The sequence below is a fragment of the Bradyrhizobium sp. AZCC 2176 genome (assembly GCF_036924645.1).
Taxonomy (GTDB): Bacteria; Pseudomonadota; Alphaproteobacteria; order Rhizobiales; family Xanthobacteraceae; genus Bradyrhizobium.
Genome location: NZ_JAZHRX010000001.1, coordinates 6,562,948 through 6,585,976, shown reverse-complemented (window position 1 = coordinate 6,585,976; position 23,029 = coordinate 6,562,948). Strand labels below are relative to the sequence as shown.

Sequence of the window (23,029 nt, the reverse complement as noted above, 5' to 3'; positions counted from 1 at the left end):
AGATCGACTGCCAGAGAATACGCCCTTCCGGGAGCAGAATCCCCGGCTCTCGCCGGGAATCAAGAGCTTGGACTTAGGCGTGAAGCGAAAGTACGAAAAGCGCCGGGCATAGGTCTGTCCAAACGCACTTTTGAGTTTGAAATGAACCTTATGCTTTGACAGAGCTTGTCAACCCCTTGAAATCACAGCAAATGCGACCGCCCTCCGAGCGCACCAGGTATCATAAGTCATTGATCCGAGAAATGTTTTCGCAATCCCTCAAGCGCCACGTTGTTACCCGCGACGATTGCTGGAATGCTATTCCGCATCTCAATGTTTGATGTCATCGTCGAGCCTCGCTCACGTGGTCCTGGCAGCCTTCTTGAACCAATACTCCGCGAACGAAAACCGCTGTTTGGTAACGAGACGGCATTAGCGTAGTCCAGAGTAGAAATCGGCGGGCTCGCGCTCTCATCAATGCGCTTCACGCGACCTAGCCCAAGCACGGGCAGATGGTAACGACACGCGTGGCCGATACCAACACCACGGCAGTTTCGGCCTCCTTGCGTATAAAAGCCTATGGACGGGACGATCGTCTGGTCGGTTTCGACAGTCCATCCCTGATCTCGCGCCCGGCGAGGAGGGTATATCGCAAGACCATGCCAAGCTCTTGACGTACATTCTGAGCGATAACGAGCGCACGAAGCAAAATGTCATCGCGGATTCTGGCTACGTCAATACCTACGTCCGGAGCGGACAGGAACGAAATGGTGACGCGCAACAGTCAGACCATTACAAGGTCTGGAGCGTTCCTGAAAAAGCGAGGCCTATTATGCTGTTGCGCCCAGGAAAGCATGGCCGCTGGCGAGAGCGCTCGTCTATCGTTCCCGCCAAATTTCAACTGCACTCATTTGGAATTTTTCTAAACACGGCGTCAACGGACTCGATTCGCCGATGATCGAGACATTCTAAGTCGTAGCGCATGCATTTGCGTTGCTGTCACCATAGAGCCTCTCTAAAGAGGCGGTGCAGATCCCTAGCAATCGGACTTTGCCGATAAGACGCACACAACCAACCCGGGGGTGCGAGTCTGCGGGCGGATCTGATTCACAGGGCGATGAGTGTTGGCCGAACTCGGACGCGGAGAGCGGGGTCTTCGGTCCATGGTCGTTGCTGGTCGAGCGTAGAGCCATGTCACGTTGGGCGACGTGCTTTTGATGGGGGGACTATCTGGAATGCGACGTGCGGGTGGAGTTGGGACGGTAGTTCGCTTTGGTGCGACATTGCTGGGTGGAGCGGCGTTGCTGGCGGCATTCGAATCGCCTGCTCAATCGCAGGCACCGCAAGGCGGCAACTCCCTTCCACCCGTTACCGTCGATGCTCCGGCGCAGCAGTCGGTCCGCCGCGCGCCAACCAAGCGAAGTGACGCCCGGGTCCGATCGGCTTCACGGCGGACCACCGTTCCCGCCACGCCGCAAGCCGAAACCGCCCGCGGTGCAATCGCAGCCTGGTGTCGTCCCCGCCTTTGCAGGCGGCCAGGTCGCTCAAGGCGCGCGGTTGGGAATGCTCGGCAACACCAACACGATGAAGTCACCGTTCAACGTGACGAGCTACACGGACAAATTCATCCGGGATCAGCAGGCGGCGACGGGTGCGGATGCCTTGATCCTGGATCCTTCCGTGCGCAGCTCCCACCCTACGGGCGGCGTGGTCGATTCCTTCAATATTCGCGGCTTCCCGATCAACGAAGGCAACAATGGTGAATTCGCCTTCGAGGGCCTTTACGGCATCGCGCCGAGCTACCGCATCTTCACGGACTACGTCGAGCGCATCGAGGTGCTCAAGGGTCCGTCAGCCGCGCTCTCGGGGATCGCGCCCAATGGCGGCGTCGGCGGCGTCATCAATGTGGTGCCTAAGCGCGCGGGAGAGGACTTGACCCGCTTCACCGCCGGTTACGGTTCGACCGCGCGGTTCGGCGGCCATTGGGACGTCGCGAGGCGCTACGGCGAGGGCAGGGAATGGGGCGTGCGCGCCACCGGCAGCCTGCGCGGCGGCGACACACCGATTGACCGCCAATCTGAAACGACGGGCGTCGGATCGCTGGCCCTCGACTATCAGGGCGAACGGTACCGGTCCTGGCTCTACCTGATCGCCCAGACCGACCGGTTCGACGCTCCGTCACGTCCGTTCCTCATGGATCCCCAACAGCCCAATCTGCAAGTGCCCAAAGCGCCGGACGGCCGGCTGAACGTGATGCAGCGCTGGGAGTGGTCGCGCATCAACGATCAATCCGTCCTGTGGCGCAACGAATACGATGTAAACGATCAGGTTACGCTGTTCGCCGACGTCGGCGGATCGCGGACCAATGTCGAGCGGTTCTTCGGTCTTCCGACGATCACCAGTGCTAGCGGCAACACCACTTCGACGCCGCAATTCTTCGGGCTCAGCATCGATCGACACACCTATGATGGCGGCGTCCGCGCCCGCTTCGATACCGGCTTCGTCCGGCATGCCGTCACCTTCCAGGCCTCCGTCTATCACGACGTGCTGCACCGGCGGACGACCAATGGCAGTCAGGTCTCCTCGAACATCTATAGCCCGACCGTGGCGCCAACTCAGTTCGCAAACGAGATCAGCGATCGCCCTCGGCTCTCGGACAGCCAACTCACGGGGCTCTCGATTGCCGACACCATGTCCGTGCTCGATGAGCGTGTCCTGTTGACCTTGGGTGTCCGGCGCCAGGGCGTCGAGGCGAACAACTATTTCGCCAATGTCGGGACGCTGCTGAACTCCTATGACAAGAGCGCGACCACTCCAGTGGTCGGCCTCGTCGTCCGGCCCCGGGACAACGTCTCCCTGTATGCGAACTACATCGAAGGTCTAAGTCGGGGCGATATAGCGCCGTCGCAGCCGAATGTTTCCAATGGCAGCGAACTGCTCCCGCCCCACATCGCCAAACAGTACGAGGCCGGCATCAAGGTGGACTTCGGCGCCGGGTCGCAACCACCTTTAGCGCCTTCGAGATATCGAAGGGGAGTGGCGAACTGGTGGCTGGGCGCGCCGCGGCGACCGCCGAAACGCAGGTACGTGGGATAGAGTTCAACGTCTTCGGCGAGCTCAGGCCCGACGTTCGCGTCCTCGGAGGCGTTTCGCTGCTGGATGGCACCCTGACGAAATCCGCTATCGCGTCGCGCGTGGGCAATACGCCGATCGGCGTTCCGAACGTACAGGCCAATATTGGCGCCGAGTGGGATCTGCCGTGGGTGAACGGGCTCACGCTGAATGGGGCCGTCATCTACACGGGCAGGCAGTTCGTGGATGCGGACAACAAGCAGCCGATCCCGGATTGGACGCGGCTCGATCTCGGCGCCCGCTACACGACGGCAATCAACGGCAGGAAGACGGTTTTCCGCGCCAACGTTCAGAATGTGACCGGTGAGAACTACTGGTCGAGCGTGGCCTCATTTGGAACGTTCTTCCTGGGAGCACCGCGCACGTATCTGCTTTCGATGACCGTGGACATGTAGTCGCTGCTCTTGCAATTTGGTGAGACGCTTCATGGTTGCAAAACCCTCTGTTCTCGTTATCGCTGTGCATCCGCATCAATGAAACGGTGCCATCCCGAGGGCGCTGCATGAACGGTTCCTGCTCATAAAATCAGGCTGGCGATATGAAAGTTTGCCTCAATGCGCCAACATGGGCGGAATGACAAATGTTTCCGCCGCGCTTCGCGGCTTCGGACCTGTTTTTGCTTTGCTGTTCGGGCTGCAATTCGTTTCCATGGGTGCCATGGAAATGAGTGGTCCATTCTGGCCGATCCAAATCAAAGCGTTGAGCCCTTCGGACAGCGTCTTTGGACTGGCAGGTGTGGGTGTCTACGTTTGCCCGATGATTGGCATGTCGCTGACCAGCGCCTTCTGGGGGCGAATGGGCGATCGCTACGGCAATCGGCTGATGATGGTTCGGGCGCTCGGCGGTCTAGCGGCCACGCAACTGCTTGTTGCCGTTGCACAGGATGTCTGGACGATCATGGCGCTGCGTTTCCTGCAGGGCGCCTGCGCCGGCTATATCGCCCCAGCGCAGGCCTACGGCGTGCAGATTACCGGCGGGAAGGATCGCGCAAGCCTGTTCGCCTGGCTTCAGGTCGCCACCAATGTGGGCTCGCTGGGCGGCGCCTTCCTGGGCGGGCTCATTCTCGATAGCTTCCCTTTTGCCGCAATAAATCTGACCGCTGGGGCAATTTGTGCGCTGTGCGCTGCCGTTGCCTGGTTGAGCCTGCCCGTACCGAGGCCGGGAGCTGTTGCCGCCAGCCCCGAAAACGCGGGCATCGGAAAGCCGAAGGCGCCGACAGGTGTTCCGATCGCGGCTCTTCTTGCCTTGATGGGGATGCTGCTTGCCAGCCGCATGGTCCTGCAGGTTCCTTTCTCACTGTACATGACCCAGGTATTTGGCGCCCGGCATTGGGTCGCCGGCTTCACCTACGGGCTGCTGGCGTGCGGCTTTGTCGTGGCCGCGCCGCTATGGGCGCGGCTCTTCGAGAATCGAACGCCATCCTATGTGCTGGGCGGCAACGTGCTGATTTCGGCCGCGTGCGTTTTGGTTACGCATCTGGCGGGAAGCACGGGCTCCGTTGCCGTGTTCGCGTTCCTATATTTTATCTGGGGAGCGCTTCTCGGGGGAACGACGCCGGTCCTTCTTGCACTCATCTCGGCAGCCGTGGCTAATGATCGGCAAGGTTCGATTCTGGGCGTTGCGCAAGCTTCCCTGCAAGGTGCTTCCGCGAGCGGCATCATTGCCGGCGTCGCGGTCACTCAGCTCTTTGGTCTCGAAGCCGCTTTCCCGCTCGTCGCCACGCTTTACGCCTTGTCATTTTTGTCGGCTCTCGGCATATGGCTGAAAATCAGGCAGCCCACACAAAAAGGAAGCCGATCATGACGAAATACCGATCGCTGCTGCATGCTGCGGTGACGGCTCTTGTCCTGACCGCTTTGCTTCCGCTGGCCGCATTTGCCGGCGAATCTGGACTGGCACAGACACAAGCGCCGCTTACGCTCACGGATATCGCGGGCCGCCAGGTGACGCTAAACGCGCCCGTCAAGCGAATGCTACTTGGGGAAGGCCGGCAGCTCTATCTCATCGCATCGCTGGAACCTAAGAATCCTCTGGCCCATGTGGTTGGCTGGCGCACCGATCTGATCGCGGCCGACCCGGCCACCTACGCGCAGTATCTCGAAGTGTTTCCTGAACTAGCGAAGCTTCCTGCCTTTAAGGGCCAGGAGGATAGCCTGATCGACATCGAATCGGCGATCATCCAGAAGCCTGATGTGGTGCTGCTCAATCTTGAAGCCATGCAGGCCAACAAGGACGCCAACTACATCGAGAAGCTCGCGGCGCTGAACATACCGGTTATCTATGTCGATTTTCGCCACCGTCCCCTGGAAAATACCGAGCCGACCATCCGGCTCCTGGGCAGGATCATGGGGCGCGAGGCGCGTGCGGAGGAAATCATCTCGTTTCGCCGCCAGGCCATGGCTGCGGTTACCAACGTCCTTGCCGCCAAGCAACCGAAACGCCCCAACGTGTTCGTCGAGCGGATCGGCGGCTACTCGCAGGATTGTTGCCTGTCTTTCGGCGCAGAGAATTTCGGCAAATATGTCGAACTCGCTGGCGGCCATAATATCGGCAGCGATATCATTCCTTCGACCTTCGGGCAGGTCAGCCCCGAACAGGTCATCGTCGCCGATCCCGTGCATGTGGTGGTTACCAGCGCCGACTGGCAAGCCTATGTGCCCGGCGGCCACTGGATTCCGCTGGGACCGGGGGCGGATCCTCGGCTGACGCGCAAGAAGCTCGAATGGTTCACAACTCGCGACGCCTATACCGGTATCGCAGCAAAGAAGGCGCGGAATTTTCACGGCATTTGGCACCAGTTCTATAACAGCCCATACGAATTTGTTGCCGTCCAACAATTGGCCAAGTGGTTCCACCCCGACTTGTTTGCCTATCTGGATCCCAATGCAACCTTTGCCGAATACCATCGTCGCTTCCTGCCGATAGACTACCGGCCCGGCTATAGCGTCAGCCTTTCCGATAACCAGCGATGACAGATCTCCATACCGAAGCGCTGACATTAGCCGGACGCGACGCCTATCAGGCGCTCAGCGTCAGGCGGTGGATCGTTCTCCTCGTGCTGGTGGTCGGGGTTTGCATTGCATTGGTCGGCGACCTTTCGACCGGGCCGGCCAGCTACGGGCTTGAAGATGTTGTGCGCACGCTCGTCCTGCCAGCAGAGGCGGATGCGCAGATGCGCGTCATTATCTGGTCGATCCGCATGCCATCGGCCCTTATGGGCGTCGTGGTCGGTTTGGCGCTTGCCATCGGCGGCGCTCAGATGCAGACCATCTTGAACAATCCGCTGGCGAGTCCGTTCACGCTGGGCATTTCCGCCGGTGCAAGCTTTGGCGCGGCCCTGGCGCTCGCCTTCGGTGTCGCGCTGGTTCCCATGGTGGGCGATTACATTGTCGCGGCCAATGCTTTCGTCGTGGCCATGGCAACCGCCTTCCTGATCCATTTGGCCAGCCTGCGGCGCGGAGCCTCGATCCAGGTGATCGTGCTTTTGGGCATCGCGCTGGTTTTCAGTTTCAATACGGCGCTTGCTATCACCCAGTATTTCGCTGCCGAGCAGGCGGTCGCGGCCATCGTCTTCTGGACCATGGGCAGCCTCACCAAGGCAACATGGCCCAAGCTCGCTATCACCGCGCTGGTCGTGGTTATAACCTTGCCGGTCTTTCTGCACCGCCGGTGGCAGTTGACTGCATTACGTCTTGGCGAGGCGCGCGCGGCGAGCTTCGGCATTCCCGTGCGGCGCCTGCGGCTCGAAACCCTGATCCTGGTCTCGCTTTTGACGGCGATCCCCGTTGCGTTTGTCGGCACGATCGGTTTTATCGGTCTCGTCGGCCCGCACATCGCCCGCATGATGGTCGGCGAAGACCAGCGCTTCCTGCTGCCCGCGAGCGCGCTGACCGGTGCGCTGATCATGTCGTGCAGCTCGATCCTCGCCAAAATCGTGGTACCCGGCGCCGTCCTGCCGATCGGCATCGTCACTTCAGCGATCGGATTGCCGGTCTTCCTCTATTTGATCCTGAGAAGCGGAAGAGAGATATGGTAGTGCTGAGCACGCATCGCCTCGGCGCCCGCTTCGGATCACGCCAGGTACTGCGCGATGTGACGCTTCCGCCCTGTCATGGTGGCGAGGTGGTGGCCGTCATTGGGCCGAATGCTGCGGGCAAGTCGACGCTGTTCCGGCGCCTGGCGGCCATTCTTCCGGGATCCGGCGAGTGCCGGCTGGAAGGTGTGCGCGATGCGGATCGCGCCATCGCCTACATGCCTCAGGACCAAACGGCAGGCGCAGTGCTGACTGTATTCGAATCCGTCCTTCTTGCGCGCAAGCAGGTCAGCGGCTGGCGTCTGGAGAGGTCTGATCTGATCGCGGTGGATCGAGCGCTGGCAGCACTCGATATGGGCGATCTTGCCAATGAAATTCTTTCCGAGCTGAGCGGTGGACAGCGCCAGCTCGTCGGGCTTGCCCAATGTCTCGTGCGCGAACCGCAGGTGCTGCTGTTGGACGAGCCGACCAGCGCGCTGGACATGCACCGCCAATTGGAAGCGATGCGGCAGGTGCGCAGCCTTGCGCATGACGGCGGCATGCTCGTGCTGATCGCGCTGCACCATCTCGACCTCGCATTGAAGTTCGCCGACAAGGTCGCAATCCTCTATGATGGAACGTTGCACGATTTCGGAACGGCGGCCGGCGTCCTGACGCCGGAAAACCTTGCCGCAACCTTTCGCATCAGGGCGCGTGTCGAGCCCTGTTCGCAGGGCAAGCCGCATTTGATCGTCGATGACGCAATCTGACGCCCCACCGTCAGGGGCTGGCCGGGCTCAGAAGTCCGTCGTAAAGGACAACTTCACCGTTCGACGGCGCACCCTCCGCCGAGGTGAAAGCTCGCGACACCGGCCCAGTAATTGTTGTCAAAAACATTCTCGACCGATTTGGTTAGTTCAGCTCTAGCGCTCGGCTTGAAAAGCACCAATAGGCGGGAAACGCACTTCGGACTTTCACCCAACTCTGCAACTTATTGAAGTTCCTAACATCTTCTCCGCCCTCCGAGCGCACCAATGGCGTAAATCATTGATATGAAAAGATATCTTTAGATCCTTCCACTCCCACTTTGTTACTCCGCGTTCGATCAAGAGAGACGGCTGCGAGCGGTCAACTGGTGAAACCCGCCTTGCGCAATCCGTCGAGGAAGTGTTTGCGGTCCGTGGAATCGCGATACCTTTCGGCTCGGGCCCGAGCGAGGTCGAGGGTCTTCGCGGGCGCGGCTTCGCCATTCGCATTCAGTTCACGACGCCGTTCGCTGACGAACGTGTCTGCTTCGGACTGCGCCTCGCCGAGCCGTCCCATCTGCGCATAGCAGGCCGCGAGGAGGCCGTGCGACCACCTATCGAGCGATCGCGCCTCCATCAACGCTTTGACCGCCCGCTCGTACTCGCGCCCCGAATAGAGGGCAAGCGCGTGATACCAGTGGTACAGGTTGGGCGGAAAGGGATTGAGCCGTTTGGCTGTCGCAATCCATATGAGCGCCTCGCGCCACCGTCCCCAGTAGACCAGGATGTTAGCGAAAACGGCGGCGACATCAGCATCGTTTGGATTGAGCGCGAGCGCGCGGCTGAAATGGATTTCGGCCTTGACGTCTTCATTCAGCAGGAACAGCAGCTGTGCGAAGACACCATGAGACCAGGCGTCGCCGTCGTCGATATCGAGCGCGGTCTCGATCTCGCGAAGCGCCTCGTCCAAAGTCGCAGTGGCGGGCGATTCGAGAAACACATCGCAGACTATGGTCCAGGCGATGTTGACGTGAGCGCGGGCATATTGCGGGTCAAGCGCGACGGCGTTCCGAAAATACTCCCTGGCTTCCGCCATGCCCCTCACGGTCAACTGACGCCACCGCTCATTCCCCAACAGGACCAGATCATAGGCGGTAATGCTCGGGGTCGGCTTGGCCGCGATTTCCCATCTACGGCGTCAGCGCATCGCGAGAGAAATTGATCGGTAATTTGCACGGCTCGCGATACGACGTCACGCCGCTCAAGGCAGAAGCTTTGACCCTACGTCGTCTTGCGCAAGCGGACGAGCGGGTTCTTGGCGTCTCGCGCGAAAAGCATCACCGCTATCTAGTCAACGATAGCGGGACGCGAGGGTTCAATCTCTACGACCGAAGCGATTGGGCGGGCTATACTTACGTGGACGCCGGCGGACATATCGGGCCGCTCGCAGTCATGGAGCCCCACGCTGTCGCTCCCGCCTTGAGAACAGCGCTGCACCTGGCGGCCGAGAGCGGCTCGTCGCGGGTATCGGCGTTCCTGCCTGGCGCAGGCAAGGCGGCTCTCAACGTCGCGATGGAGCACGGAATGCGGATCAAGTTTCCTATGTTGCTGATGTCGTCGCGAGAATTCGGCAATTGGGCCCAGTATCTGCCGCGCAACCCAGGCTTCATGTGATCGCAAAAGGAGGCGCACGCGGCCGTAGAGTTCCTCCGTGATGCCCTCAAGAATGGCGTAGCAGGCCGACATTTTCCGAAAGAAGGTCGAGCCAAGCTCGGACGCTGAGACGATCAGGAAGCCGCAGGTTGCTCATCACTGCGGCAAGGACACCAGCAGCCACGCGCCCGCGGCCACACATGCAATCCCGGCAGCACGCGCGATCCATCGTCCGACCGGCGTAAGTTTCTCCAAAAGGACAAGCAGCGCCAGAAACGCAATCCAAAGCACATTCATTACCCCGCCTACGAACAAAAGCGCCATCAAAACCCAGCAGCAGCCGACGCAATAGCCTCCGTGTCGAAGCCCCAGCAGCAGGCAGCCTCGCAGGTGGTTCTGAAAGCCGCCGTGGCGCATCAGGAACTGAAACGGCGACTGGCATTGGGCGAGACAGACGTCCTTGAGCGGTGTCCATTGATAGACTCCCGCCGCGACCAGTACGATTGCGCCGAGAAGGTTGCTGGCGATCGCCATCTGGGAATCCAGCAAGGCTGCCCGCTCGATCACCCATTGGAGAAAGGTGGCTGCCAGCGAAAAGCCACTCCAGGCGAGGAGATAACCGGCCGCAAACCAGCCGGTCGCGGCGAACGGCTTGCCCTGCGCTTTCCACTGTCGACCCACCCGGGCGTACATGAGGATCATGGGCGCTGCCGAGGGCGCCATCATTCCGACCATCATCACCGCCCACATCAGGAACACATACGCGAACTCGATCGCTCGCCATGGCTCGTTGGCCGGCAACATGATTCCGATCCCGGCCGGGATCATGCGGAGCCCGTTCATGTCCATGCCGCCCATGTCCATGTCGTTGACGAGCCAGAGCACATAGCTCCATGCCAACGCGACAATGATTCCGATCGCGCCGCCGACGACCCAGCGATCGCGCCGAAGCACGGTTTCCAGGGTGCTGTCGGTCATTTGCGATTGACGTTGCCGGCCTTGTCGCAGGGCCGGTATCAGGAGTTGCATCAGGCCTGGTTCGACCAGCGGATTGGTGCATAGAGGCCGTTCTTGCCGGAATTATCCCAGCGCATGCCATGATCGCTGAACGTATTGCCGGGAGCGCCGACGGCCATCACCATCTTGTCGGGGCTAACCGGATGGCCGATGTTCGCCCACATTTCTCCGCTCGGATGCATGGTCGGCAAAGGATCGACGGACATATGCAGAATGTCAGGGATTTCCGCGGAGCGCGTCTTGCCGTCGATGCGGAATGTGATCGGAACCTTGCTCACCCCCAGGTTCTTGCTGATCAGCGGTGTAAACGCGGCCATCGGACCACCGGCGGCGCCGGTGAAGATCGCAGCTAGGGCCTCGGTCTGCTCATCGTTGGCGCGCTGATCGATATAGGCGGCCACCGACCAATCTCCGTCTGCCATGACCCCAGGTGCGTGGAGGATAACCAGAACGTTGAGCCCATCGAGCGCGATGTCGCCATAGCGGCCGCTTTCGACGTGGAAGATCAGCGGAACGTTACAGAAGCCCTCGGTCGGTCGCGAGGCCAACGGGGGCGCCGCCGACACGAGGCAGGGACACACGATGCTGCAACTGCAATTCTCGAAATAGTCACCGGAAAGGTGCCATGGGATGTCCGCCATCGTTCTCTCCCGCCAGGCCGAACCCGATAGATTGCTTTCGAATGAACTACGTGTAGTTGAAAATTACGCTGCGCGGAGAAGTACCGCAAGTCGATTCCACTATCGAAATACAGCGGGGAAAGGCGCGGTGGACGTTGCTGGTGGCGGGTAGGCCCGCTTCTTCGGATCTCGGCTAGAACAGGCGCGGATCGAGAACGAAAGGGTCTACCGCGCCGCCGCAAGATGACGGTGGTTGATTAGAACGTCCGCCTTGGCGAGCTTCGCCTGCGTCATGCTTTCGAGCCCAGGACGGACCTCGATCAGCCGCTCGGTGGCTTACCGGTGTTGACCGCCAATTGAGCGTCGAAGGCACGCTTGTAGGCGGGCCGCGCTTCGCCACGGGCCACATAGGCGGAGAGGTTCGGATATTCGTCCAGCAAGCCCGACGCTCTCAACCTGAGCAGCACCGACACCATCATCAGGTCGCCCGCGCTGAACGCGCCATCGAGCCAGTCGGCATCGCCAAGGCGACGGGAAAGTTGGCCCAGCCGGTTACGGACGCGATCCTCGACGAGAGGCATGCGTTGCGCGGACCAGGACTGGTCGCCCTCAAGGATCCTGGCGGTTACAAGTTCAAGGATCGGCGGCTCCACCGTGCTGAGCGCGGCGAACATCCATGTGATCGCGCGCGCCCGGGCATTGGCATCGTCCGGCAGCAGGCCCGCATGGCGCTGCGCGATGTGGAACACGATCGCCCCCGTCTCGAACAAGCCGAGATCGCCCTCTTCGTAGGTCGGAATCTGCCCGAAAGGATGAAGCGCCAGATGTGCGGGTTCCTTCATCGCCCTGAACGAAACAAGACGAACCTCGTAGGGCTGGCCCACTTCTTCCAGCGCCCAGCGAACGCGCGTATCACGCGCCAGTCCCTTGCCGCCATCGGGTGACCGTTCAAAGGCGGTAATCGTGATGGTCATCGTGAGGCTCCTCCTTGGCCAAAATCGTCGGCTGCAGGTGGACTAGTCGTTCGCAGGTACGGAGTGATGCTCATGCGCGATGCGCCAGTCGCCGTCGACCTTGCGCAGGCCCACGGTCAGCCGAAATAGAAAACCGTCCTTGTCCGCGGGGTTACTGGATGAGTTGGGACCGCAGCGCATGATCGCGACCGCGAACGCGACGTCCTGTCCCGCGGTCACGGCAAGCTCTTGGATGTCGAAGGCCGTTCCGGGCTTGTGATAGCGGAAAAACAGGTCCCAGGTCCGTTCGTACGCCTCGACCCCCTTGCATTGCAGAGGCGGCGGCAAGTCGAACATCACCATGTCCGGCTCGTGATGAGCGAGAATGGCGGGAACATCGTGCCGACGGACCGCGTCCGCCCAGGTTTCGAGAAGGGCTTTGATCCGGGTCTCTTCGCTGCTGGCATGTTCAGACATGGCTTTGGATCCCTTGTGTACACTGAGGACGAACATATGGGCATGAATCCGACACGCGCGCGCCGTCGTGCGATTTCGACGCTGGAGCGAAGAAGGACGGCCCGAAGAACCGCTTCTGTCCGCGAGTCGGTGGCGAGGCGCGGTCCTGAAAAGGCATTGCGCCCGATTTGGTTAGTTCAGCTCTGGCGCCCGGCATTTGGTCCTTGCCCTTCGCAAGCTGCGCCGCCATTTTTGCGTACGACCTGACGCGGATGCGGCGGCCCGGAGCGCTGCGCCTCGCCGAGTGGCTTCAAGCGCTCGATGACCCCGATTCCTCCCACGCTTGGCGTAAGTCGGCGACCGTCTGACGCCAAGCGTCGCCGTTTCTTCCGCCGAAGCGGCGGACGTAGGCTGGGTGGAACGTGATGCGCAGCGGATGGCCCTCAAATTGCAGCTTTGCCTTGCGGGCTGCTCGAATCAACTGCGACTCGCCGAATAGACGAGCCGCTGTGCTGCCAAGGGCAACGATCACAGCCGGGCTAGAACGTCGGATGTCGGTGAGCACCGCCGCACCATAGTGCCGAATTTCCCCAGTCGTCGGACTGCGATTGCGTGGTTTGCGGCCTTTCGAGCACTCGATGGGCCGAAATGGAATGGCATTCGCCAAACGGAGCTGTCCAGGGTCGATTCCACTTTCCTCCAGCATTTTCCGCAATGCGTTGCCGGCCGGCCCGACGAAGGGTTTGCCCTGCGCGGCTTCCACGGCACCTGGCGCTTCGCCAATCAAGTATAGACGCGGTTGCCGGAACAGACCTTCAGGCGCGACGCGACGGTGATCGAGAAGTTTGTTTCGACGACCTCGTACAGATGGGGATCGATCCCGTCGGCCAGCTTTCCGAACCGATTCCAGGACTTGCGAAATTCGGGCGATTGGTGCGCGAGCTCCCTCGGTTTGCGGCATTATCGATCGATCTCCCCAAACACGATGTCTAGCGAGCCAATGATCGCCGAGACGTCGGCCAGCAAGTGGCCGCGGCTGAGAAAATCCATCGCCTGGAGGTGCGCGAACGAGGGCGCCCGTATCTTGCACTTATATGGCTGGTTGGTGCCATCGGAGACCAGATAGACCCCGAACTCGCCTTTCGGAGCTTCGACCGCGGCGTAGACCTCTCCGGCGGGCACGCGAAAACCTTCGGTGTAAAGCTTGAAGTGGTGGATCAGCGCTTCCATCGAGCGCTTCATCTCGCTGCGGCGCGGTGGGAAGATCTTGTTGTCCTCGACCGCAACCGGCCCCTGGCCGTCTGGCTGGCGCAGTTTCTGGATGCACTGCTTCATGATACGCACAGACTGGCGCATCTCTTCCATGCGGATCAGGTAGCGATCGTAGCAGTCGCCGTTCTTGCCGACCGGAATATCGAAGTCCATCTCGGCGTAGCACTCGTAAGGCTGCGCCTTGCGCAGATCCCAGGCCGCGCCCGAACCGCGCACCATCACGCCGGAAAAACCCCACCCCCAGGCGTCTTTCAGCGTCATCTTGCCGATGTCGACATTGCGCTGCTTGAAGATGCGATTTCCCGTGAGCAGCCGGTCCAGATCGTCCACCACGCCCAGGAAGGGATCGCAAAACGCTTCAATGTCGTCGATCAACTTCGGCGGCAGATCCTGGTGCACGCCGCCGACACGGAAGTAATTTGCATGCATGCGCGCGCCGGAAGCCCGCTCATAGAACACCATCAGCTTTTCGCGCTCTTCGAAGCCCCACAGGGGCGGCGTCAGCGCGCCGACGTCCATCGCCTGCGTGGTGATATTGAGCAGATGCGACAGCAGGCGTCCGATCTCACAGAACAGCACGCGGATCAATTGGCCGCGACGCGGCACCTCAATGCCGAGCAGCCTTTCCGCTGCGAGACAGAAGGCGTGCTCCTGGTTCATCGGCGCGACGTAGTCGAGCCGGTCGAAATACCCGATCGCCTGCAGGTAGGTCTTGTGCTCGATCAACTTCTCGGTACCGCGGTGCAAGAGCCCAATGTGCGGATCAACCCGCTCCACCACCTCGCCGTCGAGCTCGAGCACGAGGCGCAGCACACCATGCGCGGCCGGGTGCTGCGGCCCAAAATTGATGGTGAAATTGCGAACGGCATTTTCTGCCATGGCGAACTTCAGCTTCCAACGCGACCGGCTGCTCCTCGCTCGCCCGATCGCTTTCGAGGTACGAGTGGCGGAAGTATTGCGCCCTTCACAGGATCCCAGCCCGCCCCTCTGAACAACGGATCATCTACTTCAATCGAAGCGAGGCGATAGTGTTCCCATCCCTGGGTGCGCGCGACGCGAGACCGCGAAGATCCCAGTTCCGAAAGACCGAACCTGCAGGGATTCCGTCACCACGCTGCGCGGGCTCCTCAAGACGCGCAAAGGAACTACGAACGAGGCCGGGGACGACAATGCCGGCGGGCCCGGCGGGTCGCGTCGGGACACGGATGTTTGGAGTCGCTTCGGCTGGCGGTTGCGGGCCGGCGGCCGGAGAAGGATGAGGAAGCAGGGCAGCGCAATGTCGGTGAGCCGTGGCCATCGTCCAGGCGGCCGCGATCAACGCTGCGACGGAACCCGACCAGAGGCCCTTCGGGCTCAGCGCGATGAGGCCCTTGCCGAGCAGATGTCGTTTGATCATTCGATCCTTCCATACCACATCTAAATCAAGGAGCCCGGCTATGACCCAGGTGCAGATGCTGGCCGGTTTTGTCGAGCGTGCGCGTTTTGCTGACCTCAGCATTGCGGCCGTGGAGCAGCTGAAAATCCGCGTGCTGGACACCATTGGCGTAGCGCTTGGCGCACTTGACGCTGGGCCCATCGGCGCCATTCGCAAGCTGGTAGCCGAGCTCGGTGGCCGGCCTCTTTCGACGCTCATCGGCGGCGGCAAGACCGCGCCGGACCGGGCGGCCTTCTTCAACGGCGCGCTCAGCCGATATCTCGATTTCATGGACAGCTATCTCGCCGAAGGCGAGACCTGTCATCCGTCCGACAATCTCGGCGCGGTTCTGGCGGCAGCCGAGATGAAGCAGGCGACCGGGGCTGAGTTTTTGACCGCGCTTGCAGTCGCATATCAGATCCATACCCGTTTGAGCGATGTTGCTCCGGTGCGAGACAAGGGGTTCGATCACACAACCCAAGGCGCCTATGCCGCAGCGGCCGGAGCTGCCAAGGCGCTCGCTCTCTCTCGCGATCAGATTGCCAACGCAATCGCCATCAGCGGCACTGCGAACAACGCACTGCGCGTGACCCGCACCGGCGCGCTGTCACACTGGAAGGGCCTCGCCTATCCGAATACAGCCATGGCGGCAACACATGCTGCGTTGCTTGCGGCACGCGGCATTACCGGACCGGAAGCGGTTTTTGAGGGCAATAAGGGGTTCATGGACACGATCGCCGGGCCATTCGAGATCGACTGGTCGAAGGAAGATCTGGAGCGTGTGCGCCTTACCATATTGAAAAAGCACAATGCCGAAATCCATGCGCAGTCGGCTATCGATGCGGCCCTGGATATTCGCGCGAATCCGCACTTTGCAGCCATCGCGGCGCGGGCGGTGCGGCTCAAGACCTTTGCGGTGGCCCATCAGATCATCGGTGGCGGAGAGGAAGGCGACAAGCGAATTGTGCGAACAAAGGAGGAAGCTGATCACAGCCTTCCCTATATGCTGGCGGTTGCCCTTATTGACGGCCAGGTGCAACCCGAGCAGTACGCGCCCGATCGCATAGCCGGCCCCGACGTCCAGCAGATGCTGCGCAACGTAACCGTTACGCCGGAAGCACGGCTATCGGCACTATTCCCGCAGCGCCTGCCAGCCGAGCTCGAAGTGGAATTGGAGGATGGCACCGTCTTTTCCGTGCGGCGGGAAGACTATCACGGCTTTCACACCAGTCCCTTTGATTGGACGGCAGCGCGAGCCAAATTCGATCGCGTGAGCCGTACCTTCATCACCGCGGCGGAGCAGGCGGCGATTGCCGATGTGATTGCCACGCTCGACGAACGCCCGATCGCTGACCTGACGAAGTCGCTCGGCGGTATTCGCTCGCATGTCGCTAGCACATGATATCCGTGCGCATAGAAGGACGAGACCGATGACCGAAACCACATTTTCTTTCATCCCCCGGGCGGCGCGCTCGGCAAAGCCGCGCAAAACGGGACTTACCGAAGTTCGAGGGCCCTATTACAGCGCTTATGGTCCGCGTCATCTCGCCGATGTCCTGGAGACGGTCGGTGCCTGGGTCGATGGGATCAAGTATGCGGGCGGATCGTTCGCGCTGATGCCCGCGGACGCCGTGAAGAGCATAAACAGGCTGGCACACGATCATGATGTTTACGTGTCGACCGGCGGCTGGATCGAAAACGTGCTGCGTTTTGGACCGGAAGTGGTTGATCGCTATATTGAGGAAGCCAAGGCGCTTGGCTTCGATGTCATTGAAATCTCGAGCGGCTTCATCAGCTTGCCGACGGATAGTATCCTGCGCCTGATCGAGAAGGTGAAAAGCGCCGGGCTGAAAGCCAAGCCCGAACTCGGCATTCAGTTCGGCGCCGGCGGTAGCACCGCGGCCGAGGAACTCGCTGCCGAGGGTACCAAGGATGTCGGCTGGCTGATCGCCCAGGCCGAGCGCGCGCTCGACGCCGGCGCCGACATCATCATGATCGAAAGCGAAGGTATCACCGAAAATGTGAGCGCATGGCGCACCGACGTGGTGGCCCGTATCATCAATCAGCTTGGGCTCGAAAAGGTCATGTTCGAAGGCGCTGATCCCGCAGTATTCGAATGGTACATCAAGAACTATGGGAACGAGGTCAATCTGTTCGTTGATCACAGCCAGATCATACAGCTCGAGGCGCTGCGGTCCGGCATTTGGGGCACCAAGAGCACGTGGGGCCGCATTCAAAACCTTGCTCCATAAGTCGTGCGGCCGGGAATATCGACGGGCGTCGTCGGCCGCCTCTTCTGGATCGTTGGCTATGAGGTCGCAAGTGCGTCGCGAATCCTCTTCGCATTCGATTGGAGATTGCTCGGGTCGCCCGTTGTCCGGCCCGGAGCAGGGTAGAGCCAAATGTGCGCATGCGGCACTTCTTCACCCAGAATGCGCGCGTGTATTTCCTGACAGAATGCCTTCTGCATGGCCCGCGCGATCGTTCGCACCACTTCGAAGTATGCGCCGACATCCGGCACATCCCAAACCCATCGAACGTGGCTTTTGGGGATCACCAGGGTATGACCTGGCGACTGTGGACGAATGTCGAGGAAAGCAACATATTCTTTGTCTTCATAGACGATAGTAGACGGAACCTCGCCGCCGACGATCTTGCAGAAGATACAATCGGGCATCGTTCACCTCGGCCGACTCTGTTCAATTGAGCGTCATCGTCGTGTGGCTGAGAGCATCGGAACTTCATCGGGCCTCAGCATTTCGGAACCACCAAAGGGATGCCGTCGTACGCTTTCATCGCAGTTACCGATCAGCCATCTAGTTGATCTTCGCCAGGCTGCAGCATGCCGATGTCAAAGCTCATCCTGTGCATCAGTTCCAATGTCGCATGCATCTAACACCACTCAGGTACGTTTTAAATACATCCCCAAACGATGCCTTCTTGAAATCTGTCGAGGGACGCTCCTAAGTTCAATGCTGGCGAGCATTCAGTTGCCCGGGAGCGCAGCTTGCTGGCGGGCCTCGCACACGCGACGGAGTGTTTTCCTGCGGATCGACGGGGCGGGAGCTGCAGCAACCGACCACCGCGAACCGGATAAGAGGGCCTAAGTCGCCGACTGAACGAGCCGGACCGAGGGCCCGTGCAGCCAGCGGCGAATGCTGCGCCCATAGCACGTTCGCGAATGCCGCCAACACGGTGGGCAGACGAAATCGGGACTGGGTTCATGATGGACACAAAACGGCGGCGCAGTTTTATTGGTGCTGCGGAGCTTGTCGCACAAGCGGAAGCGGCGACCGACTATATCAAGGAGTTGTGTGCGGCCTGCGAAAATGGCGACAAGGCAGCAGCGCGAAAAGCACTATGTGAAGCTATCAGCGAGCTGGAGGTGGCACGAGCCCTCCTACGTATCGGACTCGAGTGACTGCGTGTGTTTCGGACGATAGAACAGCACGCGTTCAGTTGGAACGAGTTGAAGTAGAATATCATGGATCGAAGCGAGCTCACCGCCGGGCGGCGTCGAAATCGAACTCCGCCACCTCAAAAACCGAGCTTCAGCTTCGGGTCGACCTTGCCACGAGACTCCTTGAACACGTCTGCGAAGTTATCCTCGATCGCGACCGTCGCCAGGGCAAACTCGATCAAGTCCGTATCTGTCTCGATGCCTGTCGGCCGTTTGGCCTGCCTGACCAAAGCAGGGCTCACCCTGCCGCCAATGCGGCCGCCTTTTTCCGTGCAGGAGACCGGACTTTTCCGCTGCCGCATCGCTTACGGTGGTTGTTTGTTCGAGGAACGAGCCGAGAGCGGGATTTGAAAGGTCTTCAATCGCGGGAGCTCGGGAAAGCTGTTCGCGGCGCCGGCAGAGAGTAACCCGACGACCGCGGCCGGAACTTCTTTGCTGAGCAGCCGATTGATCGCCGTGGTTTGACCTTTGCTCAATTGGACTTCGGGTGCGCCCGCCGCCGCCATCGCGGTCCTGACGCGGCTGATGGATGTCTCGGAATATCGATCGTCGATCGCAATTGTCTTGCCGGTCAGGTCGGATACCGACTTGACGTCGGGACCCGCCACGAGGACGGCCACGAGCGCGTCCAGCGACGCATCCAACGTCGGGACCGACATTTGTTCTGCGACGGCAGAGGCGGCCGCCACCTGCTCCTGTGTCGTTCGGGTCGGCGGAGCGTCGGGCGTCGAATGCGGATCGCTGGCGCTTGCGCGAGCCGCGTCGGAAGCAACGGCATTGCCCGCCGTCTGCTGGTTCGTTTGCGGAGAACGAAGCGGCAGGGGAATGGCAGGTGCAGCTTTCGCCGCGAGCTTGATTGGCCTGGGAGTTCGACGGACGGCGTGGTTCGCGTGAGATCGGGGCGGGCTGTCGCCGCGCCAGGCGACGATGGACACAGGTTTCCCTGCGGCAGAATCGCTGTCATATGATTCAGGTTCAAGCGGCACATGAACCGCGGTCAGGCAGGCCAACGGGTTCAGGCCGACGCATGATGGCTGCGTTGATTGCTGGCTACTGCAACCGGCCAGGGTCGCAGCCAGCGCGCAAATAAGGAGCGTCCTCAATCGATCCTCCTAAAGAGGTTGAGTGCGGCCCGCAATTCTTGCGGCTTGAAGGATGTTGCGCTGGATCGTCAATCAATGAAGCAAAACCGTTAAACGCGCATTAAGCGTAGGCCACGCGCAGCCTGATGCTCCGGCATGGTTAATGCTCGGGCCTGTGCAGCTTCGCGTGAATGGAAGCGCTCGGCGCCATCCCACGGCGCTTGTATTCACACGCCCGCCTTCTCGTTGCTTCCTTCGATGCCGGATTCCGCCACGAATCGGTCGCTATGCTTGCGCGCTGGGGGTTGTTCATCGAGTGATGGAGAACGCCTATGGCGAGTATCGAACGACTGCACAGAACTGCGCCGCTGGATTTAGCCAAGCTTGAAGAAGATGTCGTAGGGAGCCTTCCCGCGATCAGGGCGGCTCCATCGGGGCCGATGCCGGACTACGTCGAGCATGAAGAGGGCGTTACGCGCGTCGGCGCGCTCACTGCCGAGGCTGTGGTCCGCGACTATGAAGCCGCCGCCAAGGAAATCGAAGCCATGGGAGCAGAGCTGATCGACGCGGCGAGGAAATGCGAGGCGATGACCGCTGAAGTTCACAATGCCATTGCCTTCATGCGCGATACCGCTGCCTCGTATCGTGAGGAAGCCAAAAAGATCTTCAAGCGCATCGAAGAATGCGCGATCTTTACCGAGCACGTTCGGAAGACCTGCGAGACCGTCAAACTCAAGATGATCGAGGGCAAAGTATAGCCGCCGTGAGATATCCGGAACCTCGCTCAGGTTTGCCGTCTCGACGGAAGGCCGTGTTTTTTGAATAGCGTGTGTGAATTGCGGTACAGCTTTGGTGCCGCGAATCAGCTTAGTTTGTAATCTTCTCCCTAGACTCGCACCCGCCGCAAATGGCGGGTCCTCTTTGCGGTATCCGACGGTCAAAATAGCCTCACAGCGGTGCTGTGGTGGCCGCAGTGGCTGATCAGGCAGGTCCGCCCCCGTTTGTAACAGCTTGGTATGTTTGGGTGCTTCGATGCGCTCCGAGCGCACCACAATGTTGCAGTTTGGACCTGATACAATTCTGCGAGGTGTTCGCGTGTCCGCAATGCCACGGCACGCGAATCGTTTGGCGCGCTGTGCGGGTTGTTGCCCCTACTGTCGCACCGGTGGCGTAAACTAGACGCGCCGGCCGGCTGCTGATTCCTGCCGGCTCCCGCCGTTCGGCGTTTCCAGGAAGTTCGACACTGCCAAGACCACCCGGAGCATCTTCATGCTGTTTCTGAGCTACGCCTATCGATTCCTCTCCAACTTCGTGTTCCTGGCGCTGGTCTATTTCGCGCTGAACTTCCTGGAGAAGTATCAACACCGCGTGGTCGTTGCCGTTCTCGTGTTGGTCTATGCCGGCATGCATGCGGCGTCGGCGCTTCGGTCGTTTCACTTCTTCCAGCGCATCGAGCGGCTGGAACTGGAGGCGCGCCGCCTCGTGGCGGCGCTGGGCGAGGGGCCCAATTCGACGTCTACGCGCAAGCAGGTCATCACCGACGTCGGCGCGCTCCGCCATGCCGGCGAGATCAAGGCCTATATCGACCTCCTGTTCCTCGCCATCGTCATCCTGCTCTGCATCGCCAAGATCGTGACGAATTGAGCCTTGTCCCAATGGCGGACAGGCGCTGGGATCAGGAAAGCCCATCAAAACAAATGATTAGCTGATGGTCCTGATCCATCCGATCAGAACCGGCCGATCATCGCTTCTTCAAACCGGCGACACGGACCGATCGCCCATTCCGCTTGGCTTGGACCGCCGGCTTGGGCGTGGTCCCGTCAGCGCTTTGCGGCGCCTGCGCGACTTGTCCGGACGCCGGTGGTTCGGCCGCGGCGGCGCGGCCGTGGCGGCGCGATTTGCCGGCAAGCTTTGCGGCGGAGATTTCCGTTGAATGCGCCTGCGCAATCGTTGTGGTCCGGCGCGCGGCCGCGGCCAGCATGGTCACGCGCGCCGATTCCGGGATTATGAAAAGGCTCGCCGCCGGAACCGGCAGCGTGGCCAGCGTACCGGCTGGTGGCAATACCGTTTGCCGTGGCCATGGCGCCACCGCCGGCAGGGGAACGCCGCGCCGGGTTGCGCGGACGTCAAGGTCGGTCGTGTGCCAGTCGAGATTGGACAAAGCCGGGACGGGGAGCGCTGCCGTGCCAGCAAAAGCGAATTTCGGGACCTTCGGCCAGCGCGAAATCGCCACCATCTCCGAAGGCGGACGCAACTGCCATTGCTGCGGCTCGGTCGGCGTTGCCGGCCGCTCCGGTGTTGCCGGCACGACATGGACGATGCGATAGCCGCGCACTTTCAATTCGTGCAGAATCCTCGGCAGCGCCGTAACTGTGCGCGGCTGAATGTCGTGCAGCAGCAGGATGCCTTTTCCCTTGGCCTCCAGTCGCTTGATCGCGAGTTCATAGACGCGCGCGGCGGACACGTTGCGCCAGTCATCGGCGGGAAAGTCGGCGCTCCAGACCTGAAGTCCTTTGGCGGCGGCAAATTCCTCGATCCCGTCGTTGGTGCGCAGGCCGGGGATGCGCAAGAACGGCGCGGGCGCAGTTCCGTCGGCCAGCGCCGCGGTCACCGACGCGATGCCCTGGTCGATCTCCTGCCTGGAGCGGTCGAGCGGCAAGCGATCCATGCCGCCGGGATGGTTCTGAGTGTGGGTGGCCACCGTGTGTCCGGCATCGCGCACCTTGCGCACGCCTTCGGGATTGGCGTGGGCCTGGCTTCCGACCAGGAAGAACGTCGCCTTGGCACAATGGGCGGCGAGGATGTCGAGAATCTGGTTGCTGTATTTCGGCAGCGGGCCGTCGTCGAAGGTCAGCACCACCTCATGGTCTTCGAGCGGCAGCGTCTTGCCATACTGCATGGTGCCGATAATGGGATAGGCGCGCGGGTCGACCACGAGGGTGCGTGACGTGCCGATGGCGTCGGGATGACCTGGGCAATCGGCGGCCGATGCAGCCTGCGCGGCGACAGAGGTCAGCAGGCCCACGCACAGAGCGATCCAAGGCCGCCGCCAATGCCCTCCAAATACGCTAGCGATCATTGAACCCCGGCTTCATTCCAAGAGCACGCACCAAGAGCACGCAACGGCTTACATCTGGCGCCATGAATGCCGCCTTAATCATCTGAATTCCACACCTAATTTGGCTTCGGGGCGTGATCCTGGCCGCAGAACCGCGTCAGCCAAAGAGATCGTG

The 23,029-nt window shown here is 60.9% G+C and carries 22 protein-coding genes; 12 read left to right on the top strand and 10 right to left on the bottom strand.

Annotated elements, in window-relative coordinates; all coding sequences use genetic code 11:
• Positions 1 to 1,542: 1,542 nt before the first annotated feature.
• The 6 genes from V1288_RS31250 to V1288_RS31225 all read left to right on the top strand — a co-directional run bounded on the left by V1288_RS31250 (position 1,543) and on the right by V1288_RS31225 (position 7,893).
• Positions 1,543 to 3,075, top strand: a complete 1,533-nt coding sequence (locus V1288_RS31250; protein WP_334360683.1) for a TonB-dependent receptor — start codon at positions 1,543 to 1,545, stop codon at positions 3,073 to 3,075.
• Positions 3,027 to 3,506 carry a TonB-dependent receptor domain-containing protein gene (locus V1288_RS31245; protein WP_334360682.1) on the top strand — a complete coding sequence of 160 codons (480 nt, stop codon included), beginning with the start codon at positions 3,027 to 3,029 and terminating at the stop codon, positions 3,504 to 3,506. Before V1288_RS31250 ends, V1288_RS31245 begins: the two co-directional genes overlap by 49 nt.
• Positions 3,507 to 3,684: 178 nt before the next feature.
• A complete protein-coding gene (locus tag V1288_RS31240; RefSeq protein ID WP_334360681.1) occupies positions 3,685 to 4,914 on the top strand; it encodes an MFS transporter in 1,230 nt (409 codons plus the stop codon).
• A complete protein-coding gene (locus V1288_RS31235) occupies positions 4,911 to 6,083 on the top strand; it encodes an ABC transporter substrate-binding protein (RefSeq protein WP_334360680.1) in 1,173 nt (390 codons plus the stop codon). The genes V1288_RS31240 and V1288_RS31235 overlap by 4 nt, the downstream gene beginning before the upstream one ends.
• Positions 6,080 to 7,147, top strand: a complete 1,068-nt coding sequence (locus tag V1288_RS31230) for a FecCD family ABC transporter permease (RefSeq protein WP_334360679.1) — start codon at positions 6,080 to 6,082, stop codon at positions 7,145 to 7,147. Before V1288_RS31235 ends, V1288_RS31230 begins: the two co-directional genes overlap by 4 nt.
• A complete protein-coding gene (locus V1288_RS31225; RefSeq protein ID WP_334360678.1) occupies positions 7,141 to 7,893 on the top strand; it encodes an ABC transporter ATP-binding protein in 753 nt (250 codons plus the stop codon). The genes V1288_RS31230 and V1288_RS31225 overlap by 7 nt, the downstream gene beginning before the upstream one ends.
• A gap of 358 nt (positions 7,894 to 8,251) precedes the next feature.
• On the opposite strand, the gene V1288_RS31220 is transcribed toward V1288_RS31225, so the two are convergent.
• A complete protein-coding gene (locus V1288_RS31220; protein ID WP_334360677.1) occupies positions 8,252 to 8,965 on the bottom strand; it encodes a tetratricopeptide repeat protein in 714 nt (237 codons plus the stop codon).
• Between the two features lie 122 nt (positions 8,966 to 9,087).
• Here V1288_RS31220 and V1288_RS31215 point away from each other — a divergent pair, with 122 nt between their 5' ends.
• Positions 9,088 to 9,543 (top strand): hypothetical protein, encoded by a 456-nt coding sequence (locus tag V1288_RS31215; RefSeq protein WP_334360676.1) that lies wholly within the window; start codon positions 9,088 to 9,090, stop codon positions 9,541 to 9,543.
• Positions 9,544 to 9,678: 135 nt separating this feature from the next.
• Here the strand turns inward: V1288_RS31215 and V1288_RS31210 are convergent, their stop codons facing one another.
• The 6 genes from V1288_RS31210 to V1288_RS31185 all read right to left on the bottom strand — a co-directional run bounded on the left by V1288_RS31210 (position 9,679) and on the right by V1288_RS31185 (position 14,719).
• A complete protein-coding gene (locus tag V1288_RS31210; protein ID WP_334360675.1) occupies positions 9,679 to 10,500 on the bottom strand; it encodes a DUF2182 domain-containing protein in 822 nt (273 codons plus the stop codon).
• 50 nt (positions 10,501 to 10,550) lie between these two features.
• The gene (locus V1288_RS31205) at positions 10,551 to 11,180 is read right to left on the bottom strand and encodes a DUF1326 domain-containing protein (protein ID WP_334360674.1); all 630 of its coding nucleotides are present in this window, start codon (positions 11,178 to 11,180) and stop codon (positions 10,551 to 10,553) included.
• A gap of 299 nt (positions 11,181 to 11,479) precedes the next feature.
• Positions 11,480 to 12,133, bottom strand: coding sequence for a glutathione S-transferase family protein (locus V1288_RS31200; RefSeq protein ID WP_334360673.1), 654 nt, complete (start codon positions 12,131 to 12,133; stop codon positions 11,480 to 11,482).
• A 42-nt stretch (positions 12,134 to 12,175) separates the two neighbouring features.
• Complete coding sequence (locus V1288_RS31195) at positions 12,176 to 12,589, bottom strand: YybH family protein (RefSeq protein WP_334360672.1); 414 nt, start codon at positions 12,587 to 12,589, stop codon at positions 12,176 to 12,178.
• A 289-nt stretch (positions 12,590 to 12,878) separates the two neighbouring features.
• Positions 12,879 to 13,529 carry a uracil-DNA glycosylase gene (locus tag V1288_RS31190; protein ID WP_334360671.1) on the bottom strand — a complete coding sequence of 217 codons (651 nt, stop codon included), beginning with the start codon at positions 13,527 to 13,529 and terminating at the stop codon, positions 12,879 to 12,881.
• Positions 13,529 to 14,719, bottom strand: a complete 1,191-nt coding sequence (locus tag V1288_RS31185) for an NADH-quinone oxidoreductase subunit D (protein ID WP_334360670.1) — start codon at positions 14,717 to 14,719, stop codon at positions 13,529 to 13,531. Before V1288_RS31185 ends, V1288_RS31190 begins: the two co-directional genes overlap by 1 nt.
• 557 nt (positions 14,720 to 15,276) lie before the next feature.
• Between V1288_RS31185 and V1288_RS31180 the strand changes: the two genes are divergently transcribed.
• Together V1288_RS31180 and V1288_RS31175 are read left to right on the top strand one after the other, a co-directional pair.
• Complete coding sequence (locus tag V1288_RS31180; protein WP_334360669.1) at positions 15,277 to 16,656, top strand: MmgE/PrpD family protein; 1,380 nt, start codon at positions 15,277 to 15,279, stop codon at positions 16,654 to 16,656.
• Between the two features lie 28 nt (positions 16,657 to 16,684).
• On the top strand, positions 16,685 to 17,506 hold the full coding sequence (locus V1288_RS31175; protein ID WP_334360668.1) for a phosphosulfolactate synthase: 822 nt from the start codon (positions 16,685 to 16,687) through the stop codon (positions 17,504 to 17,506).
• 56 nt (positions 17,507 to 17,562) lie between these two features.
• On the opposite strand, the gene V1288_RS31170 is transcribed toward V1288_RS31175, so the two are convergent.
• Positions 17,563 to 17,931 (bottom strand): HIT family protein, encoded by a 369-nt coding sequence (locus tag V1288_RS31170; protein ID WP_334360667.1) that lies wholly within the window; start codon positions 17,929 to 17,931, stop codon positions 17,563 to 17,565.
• A 546-nt stretch (positions 17,932 to 18,477) separates the two neighbouring features.
• On the opposite strand from V1288_RS31170, the gene V1288_RS31165 reads away from it, so the two are divergent.
• Complete coding sequence (locus V1288_RS31165; RefSeq protein WP_334360666.1) at positions 18,478 to 18,675, top strand: hypothetical protein; 198 nt, start codon at positions 18,478 to 18,480, stop codon at positions 18,673 to 18,675.
• Between the two features lie 344 nt (positions 18,676 to 19,019).
• On the opposite strand, the gene V1288_RS31160 is transcribed toward V1288_RS31165, so the two are convergent.
• Positions 19,020 to 19,817, bottom strand: coding sequence for a hypothetical protein (locus V1288_RS31160; protein WP_334360665.1), 798 nt, complete (start codon positions 19,815 to 19,817; stop codon positions 19,020 to 19,022).
• 311 nt (positions 19,818 to 20,128) lie between these two features.
• Here V1288_RS31160 and V1288_RS31155 point away from each other — a divergent pair, with 311 nt between their 5' ends.
• Both V1288_RS31155 and V1288_RS31150 read left to right on the top strand, forming a co-directional pair.
• On the top strand, positions 20,129 to 20,554 hold the full coding sequence (locus V1288_RS31155) for a hypothetical protein (protein WP_334360664.1): 426 nt from the start codon (positions 20,129 to 20,131) through the stop codon (positions 20,552 to 20,554).
• Between the two features lie 511 nt (positions 20,555 to 21,065).
• Positions 21,066 to 21,440 (top strand): hypothetical protein, encoded by a 375-nt coding sequence (locus V1288_RS31150; protein WP_334360663.1) that lies wholly within the window; start codon positions 21,066 to 21,068, stop codon positions 21,438 to 21,440.
• Positions 21,441 to 21,537: 97 nt separating this feature from the next.
• On the opposite strand, the gene V1288_RS31145 is transcribed toward V1288_RS31150, so the two are convergent.
• Positions 21,538 to 22,821, bottom strand: a complete 1,284-nt coding sequence (locus V1288_RS31145; RefSeq protein WP_442893879.1) for a polysaccharide deacetylase family protein — start codon at positions 22,819 to 22,821, stop codon at positions 21,538 to 21,540.
• Positions 22,822 to 23,029 lie beyond the last annotated feature (208 nt).